Origin of the sequence: Corynebacterium timonense, from assembly GCF_900105305.1 — a bacterium.
In the GTDB taxonomy this organism is placed as follows: Bacteria; Actinomycetota; Actinomycetes; order Mycobacteriales; family Mycobacteriaceae; genus Corynebacterium; species Corynebacterium timonense.
In genome coordinates this window covers 966,465-983,965 of the sequence record NZ_LT629765.1, presented here as the reverse complement: position 1 = coordinate 983,965, position 17,501 = coordinate 966,465, and the positions used below count along the sequence as shown (strand labels likewise).

Sequence of the window (17,501 nt, the reverse complement as noted above, 5' to 3'; positions counted from 1 at the left end):
CGGCCCGTCGTCGCGCCGTTTCGCGTGCGACCGGCCGGTGCTACTCGCCGACGGCCTGACCGACGGCGTCGTTGAGCCCCTCGGCGGTCTGCGCCGTAGTGACAACCTCGGCGACATCCGCCACTGCGGGGTCAGGTTCGTTTGGCCCGATGTGCACAACGGAGACCCGCACGTCGTCGCCGGCGATCTCGGGGAGTGCGGCGCCCGAGTCGGCGGTCCCGGTGGTGATGAGCACAACGCGCACGGGGCCCTGCACCTCCGCGGCGTATCCGGTGGCGGCGCTGAGTGCCTCGCGCGTGTTCGGCTGCCCACCGGTGCTAAAGCGTCCGGCGGCAGCAGCGACAGCCTCCGCAGCCGGCCCGAGCATGACGTTTTCGCGGTAGCTCTTCTGCACGCCCGGGTTGAGCGGCGAGGAGTAGTTCCACAGCCCGACGCTATGGCCAGCGCCCGCGACGCCCCGGGCGGCCTCGCCGATCGCCTCGGCTGCTGCCGGGAGGAAGGGCGACATCGCGTCGGAGGTATCTAGAAGGAACAGGGTGCTCATCACCTCGGGAGCGGCCTGTGCTTCCGGCGCATCGTCGTCGGCCGGCGTGGCCGGTGCCTGCCCGGTAGCCGGCAGCGCGGCCTCCCACACGGTGTCCGAGATTTCTGGCTGTTGCGCGTCGCCGCCGGCGAAGCTCTCGGCCGCGAAGCGGGCGAAGTCCTGCCCGGCGCGGGCCTTGTCCTCGCTCACGCTCTCGGTCTGGTTGAGCGGCAGCGCCGCAAAGGACACGGACGAGTCGAGCTCGGTGAAGAACCAGCCGACGGGGGACCCGTCGCGGGTAGTGGCGGCGTACCGGTCCTCGTTGAGGACGTCCTCGGCCGTGTGCACGCGCTGGTCGCGCAGCGCGGCCGCGGCGTCCTCGTCGCCGGCGGCGAGCTCGGTCGCCACCGCGGCCGACACCGCCGGGTCAACGTCAGTGGGGAAGGCGACCTGCTCGAGAGCGACGTCTTCGCGCGCGACCTCGACGTCCGCGGCCACGCCCACCGGTTGCGTAGCCACGGGCTCCGCGTCGGCGACGGAGACGGTCCGCCCCGCCTGCTCGAGGAGCTGGTCGGTGGCGGGGGAGTCGGAGCCGACGTAGACGGCCGCGGCGGACAGGTCGCTCACCAGGATCGGCGTGACGCAGTAATCGCGGACGACGGGGTGGGACGCGGCGTAGGCGTCGTTCAGGCTGCGCGCGACCGCTTCGTCGGAGGAGGCGACGGGAAGCTCGAGCTCGCCCGCGACGCAGTCCGGCTCCTCGTGGTCCGCGGTGGTCGAGCCGGGGCGCGCGGCGACGTACCAGATCGCCATTGCTATCACGAGCACGACGATGATCAGCGCCGCGATCACACTGCGCGACAGTGAGTAGTTGTTTGTGCCGTCGGAATGCCGACCCATGCGGGAACCACCTCGAGAAACTTGGTGCTAATGAACCTTTCGTGCCATCTTATCGCCCAACGCGGCGTCGAGAAGCGACAGCAGCCGCAGACGCAGCGGTTGCGGGTTAAGGGTCAAAAAGTGTGTCCGGAATTGGTGATTTCCGGTGCCTGACCTTTGTGGTTTCCGGAAGTATATGCCTTAAGGGCATATACCCGCTGTTGTGGTCGTATATCCCCGGTGTGGCGTGGTTGATGTGGTAGGAGCCGGTGGTGTGGTGGCTCAATGCCGAAGAACCGACCACGCTGCCACTGCGGTGGGGAAATGAAACGCAACGGAACCACATCCAAGGGCACCGCTCGGTGGCGCTGCAAAATCTGCGGTGCATCAACCACCAAAACCCGCAGCGATATCACCAACCAAGCGGTGTTTCGACAATTCATCGAGCACTGCACATCGACCACCGCCCTGAGGCAGATCGCAGGAGACGCTGGGATCAGCCACTCCACCATGAAACGGCGGTTTTCGTGGTGCTGGCTCATTGATGTGCCCGATCCCACACTCGCGCATACCGGGCGGGTATACGACCAGGTGTTCATCGACGGCACCTACACCGCTGGCGGATGTCTCATAGTTGCCGCCACCTTGGATCACGTCATCGCCTGGCACTGGTGCACACACGAAACCACCCGCGACTACCAGCAACTGTGTGAACGCATCCCCGCGCCCCTGATCGCCGTGATCGACGGTGGACAAGGCGCAGCCAGCGCGATCAAAAAGTGCTGGCCTAACACCAAGATCCAACGCTGCCTTGTCCACGCCCAACGTGTGGTGCGCCGCTACACCACCTCCCGCCCGCGCACGGATGCTGGACGAGCGATCTACCAACTCGCGCTTAACCTCACGAAGATCACCGATCTTGATGAGGCGGCCGCGTGGGGCGCCAAGCTCCACGAATACGGCAACGTCTACCGCGACTGGATGAACCAGAAAACGTGGACAACCGACCCATTGACGAAACAACGCACCTGGTCGTGGACGCATGAGCGCACCCGCAAGGCCTACAACAGCCTCAACCACCTGTGGCGCAACAACTTGTTGTTTGTCTACCTCGACCCACCCGCTGGTGTGATCAACCCCGGGCGGATCAAACCGACGACTAACAGTTGGTTCGCCCCGGGTTTAATAGAGGGTAGGGATGTGGAAAAGGAGCCCTACACATGCCCTCGAAGTACACGCCTGAGTTGAGGCAGCGCGCCATCGAACTGGTGCTGCACGCGCAAGCTGACCCTGACACGTCTCGTGGTGCGATATCCCGCATCGCTGTCGAGCTCGGAATCAGTCAAGGAAACTCTGCGCGGCTGGGTCCGCGCTCATAAACAATCCGGCGCGGCAACCCCGGCTGAATCGGTGGATTGTGCAGCAGAAAACCGCAGACTGCGAGCTGAACTGATTGAAGCGAAGCGCGCCAACGAGATTTTGAAAAGAGCATCAGCTTTTTTCGCGGCGGAGCCCGACCGCCCACACACGTAGTCGTCCGGTTCATCGACGACAACCGGGAGGAATTCGGGGTCGAGCCGATTATTCGCGCCTTGGCGGCAACCGACGCGAAAATCGCCCTGAGCACCTACTACGCCTACAAATCCCGGCCTGAATCATCTCGATCTATCCGCGACCGACAACTACGCAAAGCTTTGCGTGCTATCTACGACGACAACTACTCCTGCTATGGAGCGCGCAAACTATGGGCCGAGGTCAATCGCCGAGGCGATGTCTGTCACGTCGCCCGGTGCACCGTCGAGCGTCTCATGGCACTCGAAGGCATCCGTGGTATCCGGCGCAGGAAGAAAAAGCCTTCCACCCGCAGCGCTGCCCCCGATAACTGCCCAGTCGACTTGGTCGAGCGCGACTTTTGTGTCGATGCGCCGAACCGGCTGTGGGTCGCGGATATCACGTACATCCCCACGCGTGCCGGGTGGGTGTACGCCTCGTTCGTCCTCGACGCGTATACCCGGGAGATTGTTGGCTGGCAGATCACCAACCACATGCGAGCATCACTGGCTAAAGACGCACTTGACATGGCCTTGTCAGCGCGCTTGCGTGCCGGTGAAGATGTCTCCGGTCTGATCCATCACTCAGACAGGGGCGTGCAGTACAGGTCGGTCGTCTACGGAGAGACCTTGGCCCAGTCGCAGGTTATCGCTTCGGTTGGCTCGCGGGGAGACTCCTACGACAACGCGATGGCAGAAGCGCTGAACTCAGTGTTCAAAGCTGAACTCATCGACCGTAGGACCTGGCCGGCACTGCGAGATGTTCTCGTCGCGACGTCGACATGGGTCGGCTGGTACAACAACCGCCGCTTGCACTCGGCGCTGGGGTACCGCCCACCGAGCCAGGTCCATCAGGAATACACCGCCGCGAACACCCAAGCGGCCTAATCGACAACAATAGGACCCTCTACAAAACTCGGGGCTTGACACAGTCTTGAAGGCGGGATCAACGCCCAGCTGAAACTGCTTGCCCGCACCCATCGCGGCAGATCCGGTGAGCATCAACGCCGGATGCTCGACTGGTGGCTTTACCTGAAAACAGAACTGCCTGACGACCCAGTCGAGATCGCCAGACAGTCCAACTGGGGTCAGGACCAACTCGCCAAAGTTTCAACCCTGACCCACAACGAGAACCACGCCGACCACGAAACAGGACGACCAGCCCTCTACGACAACGCTATCGACACCCACTACACCCACTCAATCGGGATCCAAAAAGGCCAGATCTAACCCCGCGACACGCCGGAGTCAGACACACATTTTGACCCTTAACCCGCGGTTGCGCGTGGTCGCTCAGCTCGCGTTGCCGCCGCACGTACTCCGCCTTGCCCTCCGGCGTCTCGATGGGCACGACGTCGAAGCCCAAGCCGCGGCAGTCGTAGGGCGAGGCCTCCATGTCAAGCCGGCGCGCCCGCGTCGCCAGCTCGAAGCAGTCGAGCAGCAGGTCACCGGGGACGATCGGGCCCGCCTTCGCCGCCCACTTGTACAGGTCCATCGTCACGTGCACGCAGCCCGGCTGGTCGTTGTCCGCTTGGCCCTCGCGCGTGAGCACCGTGAGATTCAGCGGACGCGCCGCGGGGGTGAAAAAGCGGTACGCGTCGATGTGGCTGCACCTGAGCTGGTGCGATTCCACGACCGCGTCGGTCCCCGCGGCGCCGAGCCGCAACGGTAGGTCGTGCCGCGGCTCGCCCGTGCGGTAGACCATCGCCCACTCGTGGAGCCCGAAGCAATCGAAGTGCGCCTGCGACGCGCCGATCCGAGCCACGAGGTCGCGCACCCGCCGCAGGTCTGCACCCCGGTGCTCCAGCAGCTCGTCGAGGTTCAGGCGGGCGGTGCCATGCGTATCGACGTCAACGTAGCGCCGCCCGCGAAACGTGTCGGCGTCCTCGAGCTCCACGCCAATTCCCGGCTGCCAGCGCTTCAGGTGGCTCGGGCGCAGCCGGTAGTAGTCGAAGAGGAAGTCCCACACGGGGTGGGTCGTCCCGGCGCTGCGGCGCGCGCGGTGGGGCCCGACCCACCGGTCGGCGCGTCGCTCGTGGTGAGCCTGCCGTGCCTGCCAGTCGGTTTTCGCGAGCGTTGTGCGCATCTAGGCGCCCTCGTGCGTCCAGTCGGACACCGTGCCCACGTACTCCTCGATGAGGTCCTCAAGGGCGAGGACGCCGATCAGTTCGCCGTTGTCTCGCACCTGCGCCATGTGCGCGGAGCGGCGGTGCATGGACGTCAGCGCGTCATCGAGGCTGCCTGCGCCGTCGACGATGCTGAGCGCGCGGATGCGGGAGGTGGGGATGAGCGGGTCTGTCTGTTCGTCTTCGGCGCCGGTGGCCATGAGGTCGAGGATGTCCTTGACGTGGATGTAGCCCACGACCACGCCGGCGGAGCGCTCGACGGGGAAGCGGGAGAAGCCGGTGTCGCGGACGGCCTGCTCGACCGTGGACAGGGGGATTCCGCGCGCAGAGTAGGGGATGGTTGTCAGCTTGTCCAGGGGGATCATGACCTCTTTGAGGTTGCGCGAGTCGGAGCGCAGCGCCTTGGCGAGGCGGACGGTCTCTTCGGCGTCGAGAAGCCCCTCCTTGCGAGACTCCTGGATCATGTCCGCGAGCTGCTCCTGGTCAACCGTGGACTCGAGCTCGTCGCGCTGCTCGATGCCGAAAGCGTGCAGCGTCTTGTTGGCCACCCAGTTGAGGAACTCGATGATCGGGCGGGTGATCTTCACCCAGACCGTCATCGCGGGGGTGAGCACCAGCGCGAGCCGCTCTGGGCCGGCGATGGCGATGTTCTTGGGCACCATCTCGCCGAAGAGGATGTGCAGGTAGGAGATCAGCCCGAGGGCGATGACGAAGGAGACTGGGTGGAGCATGTTGGGGGGAAGCCCCAAGGCCGAAAAGGGCATCTCCACGTACCGGGCCACCGCGGGCTCGGCAACCTTACCCAACACAAGCGAGGCGATCGTGATGCCAAACTGCGCACCGGCAAGGTAGGTGGTGAGGTGCTCGATGGCGTCGATGACGCGATTCGCCTCCTGCTTGCCCTGCGCGAGGAGTGATTCAAGGCGGTCGCGGCGCGACGAGATCAGGGCGAACTCCGAGGCGACGAAGAAGGCGTTCATCGCCAGGAGCAGCACGATCAAGATGATGGCGATGCCGATGTTCATGCCGCACCCCCGTTCCGAGCTGTGGTGTTTCCGGTGTGTTCCTTCTGGCCGTTGTCGGCGGGGTGGGACACGGGGGTGAGGATCACCTTGTCCACGCGGCGCTCGTCCATGACCGACACCTGGGCGAGCCAGCGCCCGGCGTTGACCGAGTTAAAGGACTCGCGAAGCGAGGCGTTATCCTCCGGCAGCAGCACCTTATCCCCCACGCGGGGGATGCGCCCGAGGGTGTGCACGACGAGCCCACCGAGGGTTTCGTAGGGGCCGTCGGGGGCCGTGTAGGCCGTGCGCTCGCTCACCTCGTCGAGACGCACGAGGCCCGAGACCTCCCAGGAGGCGCCGAAGCGCTGGAAGTCGCGCTCGGACTCGCGGTCGTCGTACTCGTCGTAGACCTCGCCGAGGATCTCCTCGACGACGTCCTCGATGGTCACGAGCCCCTGCGTCCCGCCGTACTCGTCGGCGACGAGCACCACCTGGGAGCCCGCGGAGCGCACGCGGTTGAGCACGGCGTCGCCATCGAGGGTGCCGGGCACCAAAATCACCGGGCGAGCAAGCTCGGAGAGAGGGGTGCTCGCGCGCAAAGGCGCGTCGACGGAGAAGGCGTCCTTGATGTGGACGACACCGAGGGTGTCGTCGAGGTCTCCGCGACGCACGGGAAAGCGCGAGAAACCGGTGTCGCGGGCCATCTCGATGAGGTCAGCGACGGTGTCCTCCGCGTCGAGGGACTCGATCTTCGAACGCGGCGTCATCACCTCCTCCGCGGTGGTCTCGCCGAACTGGAGGGAGCGGTCAAGCACGCGCGCCGTCCGCGCGTCGAGGCCGCCGGCCTCGGCCGAGCTACGGACCATCGCCCCGAGCTCCGTGCCGGAGCGCGCCGACGTCAGCTCGTCGGCGGGCTCGAAGCCGAGCTTGCGCACGAACCAGTTCGCGGAGGTGTTCATCGCGCGGATGAACCACGTAAAGATCGTGTTGAAGACGTTGACCGGCGGGACGACCACGCGCGCGACCGTCAGCGGCTCGGCGATGGCCGCGTTTTTGGGCACGAGCTCGCCAAAGACCATCGACAGGAAGGTCGCCACGATGAGGGCGATGACGAGCGCGACCGCAGAAGACGCCGACTCGTTGAGCCCCACGAGCTCGAGCAGCGGGGTGAAGAAGGCCCCTAGCACCGGCTCCGCGAGGTATCCGGCCGCCAGGGTGGAAACCGTGATACCCAGTTGCGCGCCCGAAAGGACGAAGGAGAGGTTGGCGTGGTCGCGCGCGACCGCGTGCGCCGTTTTGTCCCCCTTTGCGCGCACATGCGCATCAATCGTGGATCGCTCCAGCCCCGTCATGGAGAACTCGATGGCCACGAACAACCCGGTCGAGGCCGTCAGCACGACAAATCCGATGAGCGCGAGGATCGATAAAACTATGTCCATGTATGTGTGAAGTCCTTTACGGGCGGCGTGTTAGCGCCCGCCGCCCCTTCGTTGTCGGCGCGACCGAGCGGGGCGACGTTTCCCACCCGTTCCAGTGCGGGTGCCGGGGCCAGCAGGGCTGGCGTGCCCGGGCGGCGGAAGCGGCGGGCCCTGAGGTTCGCGCGCTCCTGTGATTCTAACCAAGGCCTCCGACCCCGGCGCAACAGTAACGCTCGTGGCCTCCACCCCGGCCTTGCGGAGCAGCTGGGCGACCTCGTCGCGCTGTTCATCCATGGCGAGGGTGACGACCGTCCCCGACGTGCCCGCGCGCGCGGTGCGCCCGGCTCGATGCAGGTACGCCTTGTGCTCGGCCGGAGGGTCGACGTGGACGACGAGAGAGACACCCCCGATGTCGATACCGCGGGCGGCGATGTCGGTGGCCACGAGAACGGGCGTTGAACCGTCGCTAAACCCCTCGATTGCCCGGGTGCGCGCCCCCTGGCCCTTATCGCCGTGCAGCCCTTGCGCGTGGATGCCCGCGCGACGCAGCTTCTTCACCTGCCGGTCCACCCCATGTTTCGTGCGCATGAACATGATGGTGCGGCCCTCGCGCGCGCCAATGCGCAGCACGACGTCGTTGCGCTGCTCGCGGTCGCCGACCTCCAGCACGTAGTGGGCCATCGTGTCCACGGCCGCCTCGGCGGGGGCCGTCGAGTGCGTCACCGGGTCGTGCATATAGGCCTGCACGAGCTTTTCGACGTCCCCATCGAGCGTTGCGGAGAACAACATCCGTTGGGCGTCGTTAGGCGTGCGATCCAGCAGTTTGCGCACCTGGGGGAGAAAGCCCATGTCGGCCATCTGGTCGGCCTCGTCGAGCGCCGTTATTTCGGCGCGTCCGAGGTCGAGCTTGCCCTGGTTGATGAGGTCCTCGGCGCGGCCCGGGGTGGCTACCAGTAGGTCAACGGGCGCGGCGAGCGCGCGGATGTGGTGGTTGATGTTCACGCCTCCGACGACGTCGATCACGCGCAACCCCAGCGCCGAGGCGGGGTCCTCGAGCCGCTCGCGAATCTGGGCCGCGAGCTCGCGGGTGGGGGCGAGGACGAGGCCCCGCGGGCTGCCGGGTCGCGAGGGCGCGCCGGCGAGGCGGGCGAGCATGGGCAGCCCGAACGTGAAGGTCTTGCCCGAGCCCGTGGGGCCGCGGCCGAGGATGTCGCGGCCCGACAAAGCGTCGGGGATGGCTGCCTCCTGGATCGGGAAGGCGTCCGTGATGCCCTGTTTGCTGAGGACGCGGACGATGGGGTCGGGGAGGCCGAGCTCGGCGAAAGAGGTCATTGCCGGCAGTGTACCCGGCACCGGCGCCGAGCTAGTATTCCAGCTCCTCGCGCTCGCCTGACCACGTCGTGTGGAAGGTGCCTTCCATGTCGATGCGCTTGTAGGTGTGAGCGCCGAAGAAGTCGCGCTGACCCTGAATCAGAGCCGCCGGCAGGCGCTTCGCCCGGAGCGAATCGTAGTAGGACAGGGAGGACGCAAACACGGGAACGGGCAGGCCGAGGCGCGTCGCGGTGACAACGACACGGCGCCAGGAGTCGACGAGGCCGCCCAGCTCGTTCTTGAAGTAGGGGTCGAGGAGGAGGGAGGGCAGGTCCGGCTGAGTGTCGTAGGCGTCGGTGATTCGGTTGAGGAACTGCGCCCGGATGATGCAGCCGCCGCGCCAGATGCGCGCGAGGTCGCCCGGGTTGATGTCCCAGCCGTGCTCCTGCGAGCCGGCGTTGATCTCGTCGAAGCCCTGGGCGTAGGCGACGAGCTTGGAGGCGTAGAGGGCGCGGCGGACGTCCTCCGTGAACTCGGTGCGGTCGATTCCGAGCTCCTCCAGGGTACTGAGCCGGCCGGAGGGCAGGCCCTCGTCCTGTGCCGACTGGCGCTGGGCAAGCGCAGAGGACAGAGCGCGCGCAAAGACGGCTTCGCCGATACCGGTGACGGGCACCCCGAGATCGAGGGCCTCCTTCACTGTCCACCGGCCGGTGCCCTTCTGGCCCGCTGCGTCGAGGATGACGTCGATAAAAGGGGTGCCCGTGCGGCGGTCGACTTGGCGGAGGACCTCAGCGGTGATCTCGATGAGGTAGGAGTCTAGGTCGCCGCGGTTCCACTCGGCGAAGACGTCGGCGATCGCCGCGGGCTCGAGGCCCGCGGCATAGCGCAGCAGGTGGTAGGCCTCGCTGATGACCTGCATGTCGGCGTACTCGATGCCGTTGTGAACCATCTTCACAAAATGGCCCGCGCCGTCGGGGCCGATGTGCGTCACGCAGGGCACGCCGTCGACCTTTGCGGAGATGTCCTCGAGAAGGGGCCCGAGCGTCTCCCAGGACTCGGCCGGGCCGCCCGGCATGATCGAGGGGCCGGTCAGGGCGCCCTCTTCACCGCCAGAGATGCCCGCGCCGACAAAGTTGAGGCCCCGGGCTGCGATCTCGCGCTCGCGGCGAATCGTGTCGGTGAACAGGGCGTTTCCGCCGTCGATGATGATGTCGCCTTCCTCCATCGCGTCCGCGAGCTGGCCGATGACGGCGTCCGTGGCCGGGCCAGCCTGCACCATGATGATGGCCTTCCGGGGGCGCTCGAGGCAGGCAACAAACTCCTCGATGCTCTCCGTGCCAATGAACGAGCCTTCAGAGCCGTAGGCGTCGAGGACGGCCCTTGTTTTTTCGGGGGACCGGTTGAACAGGGCGACGGTGTGGCCCTTGGACGCGAAGTTGCGGGCCAGGTTGGAGCCCATGACGGCCATACCGACCACGCCGATCTGCGCAAGGGGAGTGCTGTTTTCGGGGTTTGTCATGGCCCTCATAGTACGCAGCGCGGTTAGAATCGCGGGGCATGCAGACCAAATACGGAAAAGAGATTCTGGACACCCCCTTGAGCGAGGAGGAACTCTCCGCGCTCCGCGAGGCGGACTCTGGGTTTTCGAGGACGATCGGGCTTGTTGTCACGCACGTCTCGGCGCAGCGCGTCGACGGGTACATCGACATCGGGCCGCGCCACCACCAGCCGATGGGACTGGCCAACGGCGGGGTAATGGCCAGCATCGGGGAGACGCTCGGCTCCATCGCCGCCGTCGCCGCCTCGGGGGCGCCGGCGGTGGGGATGAGCAACAGCACGGACTTCCTACGCAGCGTGAGGCAGGGGCGCCTCGAGGCCGTGGCTGAGCCCGTCCACGTCGGCTCGTCGACGCACCTGTGGCGCATCGAGATGCGCCACGAGGGAGCCCTCGTCGCCCTGACCCACCTGAAGCTGATGATCCTGCGCCAGCGCTAACCTTTACAGCCAGTCGTTGCGGCGGAACCACCAGTACATCAGCAGCATAACCGTGGCCATTGTGAGCAGGACGACGGGATAGCCCCACCGCCACTCCAGTTCCGGCATATTGGTGAAGTTCATACCGTAGATGCCCGCGATCATCGTCGGGGCCGCCGCCATGCCCACCACGGCCGAGATCGTGCGCATGTCGCGGTTTTGCTGCATGCTGACCTTGGCGACGGAGGCGTCGAGAAGCGACGACAACCTTTCGTCGAACCCGGAGACGTGGTCGCTGACGATCATGGCGTTGCCCTGCACGTCACGAAAATAAGAGCGCAGGGCCTTGCGCAGGAGGTCTTTGTTGTTGGTCACGCCGCCGCGCAGCGCTGGGCCGAGCGGGTCGATGGCGTGGCGCATTTCCAAGATCTCGCGCTTGTACATGTAGATCTTGTCGATGTTGATCGACTTGCGCGGGGTGAACACCTCGTTTTCCAGTTCGTCGACGTCCCGGTTCAGCTCCTGGGTGACGCGCAGGTAGTTGTCCACAACGTAGTCGGCCATCTTCCACGCCACAGCCGGAGGGCCAAGAATCGCGAGCTCCTCTTCCTCCTCGAGGTCGGAGGTCAGGTCGGGGATGGACACGCCGTGGCGGATCGTGATGGCAAAGTGCGGCCCGGTCACCACCTGCACTTCTCCCGTGGAAATGATCTCGCGGAGGTCCTCGACTTCTTCATCGTCGCGGTACTGGACGGTGCGGATCACGAGGAAGAGCTGGTCGTCGTAGCGCTCGAACTTGGGGCGCTGGTGGGCGGTGACCACGTCGTCGACGATGAGGTCGTGCAGCCCGAAGACGTCGGCAAGCCTGTCCATCTGGGCCCGCGGAGGCTCGCGCAACGACAGCCAGACGAAGGCGTTGTCCCGCTCCCGGGCTAGCTCGAGGGCGTGGGAGATGCGGGCTTCGCCGGGCAGGCGTTTACCGTCGACGAAAACCCGGCAGAAGTCCGTCGAGCGCTCGATCGGAACGGGCACGGGGGGCCGCGAGGAGCCGGCGGGGCGCTTTCCGCGCTGCTTCGACAGCGGAATCAATGGCGGCAAGGTAGTAATCCTCCCTTCCTTGTGGCGCGGGGCGCGTCCGAATGAAGACCTTGAGAATACTACGGCATGACCGAAAAAACCCGGGCCCGCGTAGCGCGGACCCGGGTGGCACGGAGCGAGGGCTTAGTTTTCGCCGTTGGTGTCGCGCACCTCGGGCAGCTTCTCGTCGTCCTCGTTGGTGAGCTCGCGCAGCTTATCCAGAGCCGTGCGGGCGTGCATCTCCTGCAGGCTCGTCGCCAAGTTGTAGCGCTTGGGCGAGAGGGCGTTGAGCGTCCACGTGAACATGGACACCAGGCGGTTGCGAGCGCTGACCAGGAAGGAGACGTGGACAGCGAGCCACATGAACCAGCCGAGCAGGCCGGTGATTTCGACCTTGCCCATCTTCACCACCGCGTTGAAGCGGGAGACGATAGCCATGGAGCCCTTGTCGAAGTACTCGAAGGCATCGCGGTCTTCCGGGGCGACCTCGTGCTCGACCTGCTCGGCGATGATCTTGCCGACGTACTCACCGGACTGGATAGCCACCTGAGCCACGCCCGGCAGGCCGTCGCGGCTCATCATGTCGCCGATGATAAAGATGTTGGATTTGTCGCCGACGGTGAGGTCCTCGTTCACCGGGACCTTGCCGTTGCGCTCCGCCTCGACGCCGACCTGATCCGCGATGAGCTTGCCCAGCGGAGAGGCCTGGACGCCAGCGGACCAGATCTTGGTCTCTGCCTGGATCGTGGTTTCTTCGTCGGTGTTGGTGTCCTTGTAGGTGACGGAGTTCTCATCGATGTCGGAAACCATGGCGTTGAGGATGACGGTGACGCCCTTCTTCTCCAGCTCGCGCTGGCCCTTCTTACCCAAGCGCTTGCCGAAGGGCGGAAGCACCTGCGGCGCGCCGTCGACGAGCACGATCTTGGCCTGCGAGGGGACGAAGTTGTTGTACTGGCCGCCGAAGGAACGGTGCGCCATCTCCGCGATCTGGCCGGCAAGCTCAACGCCGGTCGGGCCCGCGCCGACGACGACGAAGGTGAGGAAGCGCTCGCGTTCCTCGGCGGTCTGGGCGACCTCGGCGCGCTCGAAGGCGCTGATCAGGCGGCCGCGGATCTCGAGGGCGTTGTCGAGCGTCTTCAGGCCTGGGGCGTACTGGGCGAAGTGGTCGTTGCCGAAGTAGGACTGGCCAGCACCGGCGGCGACGATGAGGGAGTCGTACTCGACGTCCTGCGAGAACTCGCCCTCTTCAAAGGTCACGGTCTGAGCGTCGACATCGACACCGGTGACGTCGCCGCGCACGACGTCGACGTTGTCCTGGTGGGCAAGAATCTGGCGCACGGAGGCGGCGATCTCACCGGTGGACAGCAGGCCGGTGGCGACCTGGTAGAGCAGCGGCGCGAAAAGGTGGTGGTTGGTGCGGTTAATGAGAGTGATGTCAACGTCGGCGTCGGCAAGCTCGCGTGCTGCGAACATGCCGCCGAATCCGGCGCCGATGATGACTACGTGGTGGCGGTTGCCTGCGGGTCGAACGGCTGCATCAGCCATTGTGTTACGTCTCCTTGTGATACTAGGTTTGTATTACCCACGCCATGATACGCCTCGCCTCGGAAACGTCTATCTCTCCGTGCGACGTGGCGCACTCCCTCACAATGTTTGGCCGTTTAAGGTGTGGGGCGTGGTTTCCGCGCGCATGCCCCAGTCTCACCTCGAATCCATCGACGCCGAGGCGTGGCCGGGCGTCGCCACCGTGCCCGCTGGCAGGGCGACTCGGCTGCGGGCGAGGCATGCGGAGGCGGTCTTTGCCCGCGCGTGCGCGAAGGCCGGGATCGAGCTGGACCCGGCGGCGGGGGCGAAGATCGTCGTCGCCCGCCCTGAGGTGTTCGCGCGTATTGCCGACAGCGGCTGGGTGGGGCTCGCGGAGGGGTTCATGGCCGGGGAGTGGTCGGCGACGAGTACGGACGCGCTTGTCGACGCGCTCGAGAGCTTGATTCGGGGCGGCTACCGGCCGAAGGCCCGGCCCGCGGTGCAGGCGGGGTCGCACGCCGCGGCCAGCGGAGATGTCCCGCCGGAGCTTGTCCAGCTGTACGCGGGCGACGGGATGAGCGGTTTCGCCGGGCATTTTGCCACCGGGGTGCCCACGAAGGAGCGCGTCGCTGTGACATCGCACGTGCCGGGCGCAGGTCGGGGTGGCGCGCCTGCGACCCATTTTGTAGATGTGACAACTATAGGCGCCCCGCTCGACGCGGAGCGCGGCGATCTGGCGCACGCCCAGGCCCGCTCGGTCGAGATGCTCCTTGAGGCCGCGCGCGTCGGCTCCGGCACGCACCTGGCTGAGTACCCGGCCTCGGGCGGGGCGATCGCGATCGAAGCGGCGCGACGTGGGGCGACGGTCGACTCGTTTGCGGCCGACGCGGCGGCCGCGGGGGCCATCCGCGAGCGCGTGACCTTCGCCGGAGTGAGCGGGTCCGCGATCCGCGTCGCGCAGGAGGGGCAGCAGCGTCGCGGATCGTACGACGCGGCCGTCTCGGTGGAGCGGCTCGAGGCGCTGGCCCCGCGCGAGAAAGCGGGCTACCTCGCCGGCCTCGGCGCGCTCATCCACCCGGGCGGGCGTATCGCGCTGCAGACCATTATGCGGACGCCGACGTACTCGGCGTCCGCCGATGCCGCGCTCGACTCCCTCCGAGCCTACGTGTGGGCAGGGCTGAGCTTTGCGACGCCCGACGAGCTCGCTACGCTCGTTGACCGCCGTACCGAGCTGCGCATCATCGCGCAGTCGCATGCGCCCGAGCATGTCGCTCATTCGCTGCGGCTGCAGCGCCAGACCTTCGACGCGCACCTGCGCGAGGCCGCCGCCGACGGCTTCGACGCCGTGTACCGGCGGCTGTGGCAGTGGCAGTTCGCGCTGCGCGAGGCGCTGGCGCGCGCGGGCATGCTCGACCTTGTCCACGTGACGCTCGTGCCGCGCACACGGCGGGGCCGGAGGTAGCGGGCCCCTCAGCGATTACTTGACATAATGTACATTATCGGACAATTAGCGATGTGCGCGGAAGTGGCGGGTGCGGCCAGTCCTACTCGGACTTCTCGAGGTTAACGCGGATGTTGATCTCGCCCTCGTCCGCGATCTTCGCGGCGACGAACTCCGGCGTCTCGACCCCATAGTCGGTGCGAGCGATCGGAATGTCGCCGGCGACGACGACGTTGTCGCCCGTGCGCGCCACGGCAAACTCTTGCGTCACCGTGTTGGTCACGCCGTGGATCGTCAGGTCGCCCGTCAGCTCGACGGGCGCCACGGTGCCGTCGTCAGGCACGTGCGTGACGTCGACGGGCTCGGTGACAACGAAGGTTGCTACTGGGTACTGGTCCGTGTGCAGGATCTTGCGGCGCACGTTGTTATCGCGCACGTCGCTGTCCGTCGTCAGCGTGTCCATGTCGACGACGATCTCGCCGGCGCTGAGGGTGCCGGATTCGACGGTGACCGAGCCGCTGACCTCGCGCGTCGACCCTGAGGTCGACTTCCGTTCGGCGGGCAGAACCTCGAAGAACGTAAAGCCCGCCGACGTTTGGTTCGGCCCGGAGGCGCCGGAGACGCTCCACGTGCCGTCGATATCGGTGCTTGCGGCTTGCAAGCTCGATTCGTTAATCCCCTCGGTCTTGATACCGGCGCCACCGCGGATGAGCGAGATGACCATCGGGACGATCGCGATACTTGCCAGCACGACGATCGCGATAATGCCGGTGACGATGATGGGCGTGCGTTTCACCTGAGCTTCTCCAAACTTCTGGCTATGTCGACTAATTCGTCACAGAGGTGACGAATTTCGGCGGACTGTGCACCTTCCGCGTGCGCGGTCGCTATGTCTTCTGCTGCGCACCTTAACTCAAAGAGTTTATCCCGCATGCGTTGTGCCTTGTCTGGGTGCAGGATGACGGCGTCGCGTGGGATCGAGGTTCCGCTCACGCCATTGCGCTGCTCGTAAGCGCGTTGCTTGCAGGAGTCGCTGCAGTACCTGCGCCGCCTGCCCCTCCCCTTGTGCTCGGGGAGCTCCGCGCCGCACCACTGGCAGGTGGGCGCGGGACGAACAGGGACGACGGACCCAGACACAGACACAGCCACAGCCACAGCCTCAGCGTAGTACACGACGCCGGGAACAAAGAAGACGGCGCTGACGTTATACTGTAGCGATTGAACTCACGTAAGGAAGGGATGTAAAGCATGGCTGATCGGGTCCTACGCGGAAGCCGGATGGGCGCCGTGAGCTACGAGACGGACCGTGACCACGATCTCGCACCCCGCCAGATGGCGAAGTACCGCACTCCGAACGGCGAGGTGTTCGACGTCCCCTTTGCCGACGACGCCGAGATCCCCGAGGAGTGGATGTGTAAGAACGGCCAAGTGGGCACCCTCATAGAAGGCGAAGGCGTCGAGGCGAAGCCCGTGAAGCCGCCGCGCACCCACTGGGACATGCTGCGCGAGCGCCGCACGATCGAGGAACTCGATGTCCTGCTGGAGGAGCGCCTCGAACAGCTGCGTAAGCGGCGCCGCACCGCGGCGCGCATTGCCAAAGAGCAGCAGGCGCAGAAGAAATAGTAAACACAACCCGAGCCCCGCGAAGCGCGGCTCGGGTTTTTTGTTCGTCTGTGGGCCTAGTGGCCGCTAGTGGCCGCTAGTGGCCGGAGGCCCCCACGCGAATCGTCTCGCGGACAAACTCCACGGCGGTGTCGGCGGCACGCGCGGCGCGTCGCGGTAGCTCGTAGACGCCGGAGCGCTTCAGCTCGTGGCCAGCGAGCTTCGCGCCCTCGCCCACCATGTTCACGGCCGTCTCGGCAACGTCGCCCACGACGCGGCGCGTCTTCCACAGACCCGATTGGTCAATCTCGTGACGCAGCAGCTTGCTGGTCTCCCGGGCGAGCTCCCGCAGGAAGGCGGACTGCCGCTCGGCGCCCCACTTGGTGACCTCGAGCAGGGACTCGCTGGCGAAAGACGCGTCCAGCTTGGACTCCCCCAGCTGGCGGTCGACGAAGGTGATGGGCACCTCGCGGACGTCGAAACCCGCCTCAATCGCCTTGCGCACCATGTCGACCTGGAAGATGTAGCCCTTGGTGGACAGACCGTCCAGGTCGACGGCCTCGAGCACCTCGCGGCGGAAGGCGCGGTAGCCCGCGGTCATGTCCTCCACGTCGTCCCCGAGCGCGAGGGAAATGTAGCGGTTGCCCCAGCGCGAGAGGGCGTAACGCTCGCTCGACCAGTTATCCACCTGGCCGCCCTCGACGTAGCGCGACCCGATGACGAGGTCGGCTCCGTTGGAGATTTCGCCGAGAAGCAGCTCCAGCTCCTCGGGGGCGTGGGAGCCGTCGGCGTCCATCTGGCAGATGATCTCGTAATCGCGCTCGAGCGCCCATGCGAAGCCGGCACGGTACGCGGCAAGGAGTCCCTCCTTGCCCTCGCGGTGCAGAACGTGGACCTCGGGGTGCGCCGCGGCGAGCTCGTCGGCCTTCCCACCGGTGCCGTCCGGAGAATTGTCATCGACAACAAGGACGTCAACGTCCGGTGTCGCCGAAAGAACCCTGTCGACAATGAGCGGGAGGTTGTCCACCTCGTTGTACGTCGGGATGATCACCAGTGTGGTGTTGGCCACGGG

Annotated in this window: 14 protein-coding genes, 2 pseudogenes and 1 other annotated feature; of the genes and pseudogenes, 6 read left to right on the top strand and 10 right to left on the bottom strand. The window is 66.1% G+C overall.

What is annotated here, in order from left to right:
• Positions 1–40 precede the first annotated feature (40 nt).
• A complete protein-coding gene (locus tag BLT81_RS04745) occupies positions 41–1,423 on the bottom strand; it encodes a hypothetical protein (RefSeq protein ID WP_019194681.1) in 1,383 nt (460 codons plus the stop codon).
• A 264-nt stretch (positions 1,424–1,687) separates the two neighbouring features.
• On the opposite strand from BLT81_RS04745, the pseudogene BLT81_RS04740 reads away from it, so the two are divergent.
• The 3 genes and pseudogenes from BLT81_RS04740 to BLT81_RS12575 all read left to right on the top strand — a co-directional run.
• A pseudogene (locus BLT81_RS04740) lies at positions 1,688–2,569 on the top strand (IS1249 family transposase); the annotation flags it as partial.
• A gap of 323 nt (positions 2,570–2,892) precedes the next feature.
• The gene (locus tag BLT81_RS04735; protein WP_155860858.1) at positions 2,893–3,840 is read left to right on the top strand and encodes an IS3 family transposase; all 948 of its coding nucleotides are present in this window, start codon (positions 2,893–2,895) and stop codon (positions 3,838–3,840) included.
• Positions 2,896–3,024: a sequence feature (AL1L pseudoknot), on the top strand. (Overlaps the previous gene by 129 nt.)
• Positions 3,841–3,879: 39 nt before the next feature.
• Positions 3,880–4,182: pseudogene (locus BLT81_RS12575) on the top strand (IS1249 family transposase); the annotation flags it as partial.
• On the opposite strand, the gene BLT81_RS04730 reads toward BLT81_RS12575, so the two are convergent.
• Genes BLT81_RS04730 through gndA form a run of 5 tightly spaced genes read right to left on the bottom strand, consistent with a single transcriptional unit; the run spans position 4,130 to position 10,330 of the window.
• Complete coding sequence (locus tag BLT81_RS04730; RefSeq protein WP_019194678.1) at positions 4,130–5,038, bottom strand: hypothetical protein; 909 nt, start codon at positions 5,036–5,038, stop codon at positions 4,130–4,132. The pseudogene BLT81_RS12575 and the gene BLT81_RS04730 sit on opposite strands and share 53 nt — an antisense overlap.
• Positions 5,039–6,103 (bottom strand): hemolysin family protein, encoded by a 1,065-nt coding sequence (locus BLT81_RS04725; RefSeq protein ID WP_019194677.1) that lies wholly within the window; start codon positions 6,101–6,103, stop codon positions 5,039–5,041.
• Positions 6,100–7,521, bottom strand: coding sequence for a hemolysin family protein (locus tag BLT81_RS04720; RefSeq protein ID WP_019194676.1), 1,422 nt, complete (start codon positions 7,519–7,521; stop codon positions 6,100–6,102). Before BLT81_RS04720 ends, BLT81_RS04725 begins: the two co-directional genes overlap by 4 nt.
• A 30-nt stretch (positions 7,522–7,551) precedes the next feature.
• Positions 7,552–8,832: a DEAD/DEAH box helicase gene (locus BLT81_RS04715; RefSeq protein ID WP_019194675.1), complete on the bottom strand. Its 1,281-nt coding sequence runs from the start codon at positions 8,830–8,832 to the stop codon at positions 7,552–7,554.
• A gap of 31 nt (positions 8,833–8,863) precedes the next feature.
• A complete protein-coding gene (gene gndA / locus BLT81_RS04710) occupies positions 8,864–10,330 on the bottom strand; it encodes an NADP-dependent phosphogluconate dehydrogenase (RefSeq protein ID WP_019194674.1) in 1,467 nt (488 codons plus the stop codon).
• 38 nt (positions 10,331–10,368) lie between these two features.
• Here gndA and BLT81_RS04705 point away from each other — a divergent pair, with 38 nt between their 5' ends.
• A complete protein-coding gene (locus BLT81_RS04705) occupies positions 10,369–10,806 on the top strand; it encodes a PaaI family thioesterase (protein WP_019194673.1) in 438 nt (145 codons plus the stop codon).
• Between the two features lie 3 nt (positions 10,807–10,809).
• Here the strand turns inward: BLT81_RS04705 and BLT81_RS04700 are convergent, their stop codons facing one another.
• On the bottom strand, positions 10,810–11,883 hold the full coding sequence (locus BLT81_RS04700; protein ID WP_040421594.1) for a magnesium and cobalt transport protein CorA: 1,074 nt from the start codon (positions 11,881–11,883) through the stop codon (positions 10,810–10,812).
• 123 nt (positions 11,884–12,006) lie between these two features.
• On the bottom strand, positions 12,007–13,407 hold the full coding sequence (locus BLT81_RS04695; RefSeq protein WP_019194671.1) for an NAD(P)/FAD-dependent oxidoreductase: 1,401 nt from the start codon (positions 13,405–13,407) through the stop codon (positions 12,007–12,009).
• Between the two features lie 145 nt (positions 13,408–13,552).
• On the opposite strand from BLT81_RS04695, the gene BLT81_RS04690 reads away from it, so the two are divergent.
• Positions 13,553–14,848, top strand: a complete 1,296-nt coding sequence (locus tag BLT81_RS04690; protein ID WP_040421659.1) for a class I SAM-dependent methyltransferase — start codon at positions 13,553–13,555, stop codon at positions 14,846–14,848.
• Between the two features lie 82 nt (positions 14,849–14,930).
• On the opposite strand, the gene BLT81_RS04685 is transcribed toward BLT81_RS04690, so the two are convergent.
• Positions 14,931–15,623: a YceI family protein gene (locus BLT81_RS04685; protein ID WP_019194669.1), complete on the bottom strand. Its 693-nt coding sequence runs from the start codon at positions 15,621–15,623 to the stop codon at positions 14,931–14,933.
• 452 nt (positions 15,624–16,075) lie between these two features.
• On the opposite strand from BLT81_RS04685, the gene BLT81_RS04675 reads away from it, so the two are divergent.
• Complete coding sequence (locus BLT81_RS04675) at positions 16,076–16,450, top strand: RNA polymerase-binding protein RbpA (RefSeq protein ID WP_040421592.1); 375 nt, start codon at positions 16,076–16,078, stop codon at positions 16,448–16,450.
• A gap of 76 nt (positions 16,451–16,526) precedes the next feature.
• On the opposite strand, the gene BLT81_RS04670 is transcribed toward BLT81_RS04675, so the two are convergent.
• Positions 16,527–17,498: a polyprenol monophosphomannose synthase gene (locus BLT81_RS04670; protein WP_407918964.1), complete on the bottom strand. Its 972-nt coding sequence runs from the start codon at positions 17,496–17,498 to the stop codon at positions 16,527–16,529.
• Positions 17,499–17,501: the final 3 nt, after the last annotated feature.

Coding starts and splice junctions, on each gene's coding strand:
- BLT81_RS04705 (WP_019194673.1), top strand. CDS start 10,369: ATGCAGACCAAATACGGAAAAGAGATTCTGGACACCCCCTTGAGCGAG.
- BLT81_RS04715 (WP_019194675.1), bottom strand. CDS start 8,832: ATGACCTCTTTCGCCGAGCTCGGCCTCCCCGACCCCATCGTCCGCGTC.
- BLT81_RS04725 (WP_019194677.1), bottom strand. CDS start 6,103: ATGAACATCGGCATCGCCATCATCTTGATCGTGCTGCTCCTGGCGATG.
- gndA (WP_019194674.1), bottom strand. CDS start 10,330: ATGACAAACCCCGAAAACAGCACTCCCCTTGCGCAGATCGGCGTGGTC.
- BLT81_RS04690 (WP_040421659.1), top strand. CDS start 13,553: ATGCCCCAGTCTCACCTCGAATCCATCGACGCCGAGGCGTGGCCGGGC.
- BLT81_RS04695 (WP_019194671.1), bottom strand. CDS start 13,407: ATGGCTGATGCAGCCGTTCGACCCGCAGGCAACCGCCACCACGTAGTC.
- BLT81_RS04720 (WP_019194676.1), bottom strand. CDS start 7,521: ATGGACATAGTTTTATCGATCCTCGCGCTCATCGGATTTGTCGTGCTG.
- BLT81_RS04730 (WP_019194678.1), bottom strand. CDS start 5,038: ATGCGCACAACGCTCGCGAAAACCGACTGGCAGGCACGGCAGGCTCAC.
- BLT81_RS04745 (WP_019194681.1), bottom strand. CDS start 1,423: ATGGGTCGGCATTCCGACGGCACAAACAACTACTCACTGTCGCGCAGT.
- BLT81_RS04675 (WP_040421592.1), top strand. CDS start 16,076: ATGGCTGATCGGGTCCTACGCGGAAGCCGGATGGGCGCCGTGAGCTAC.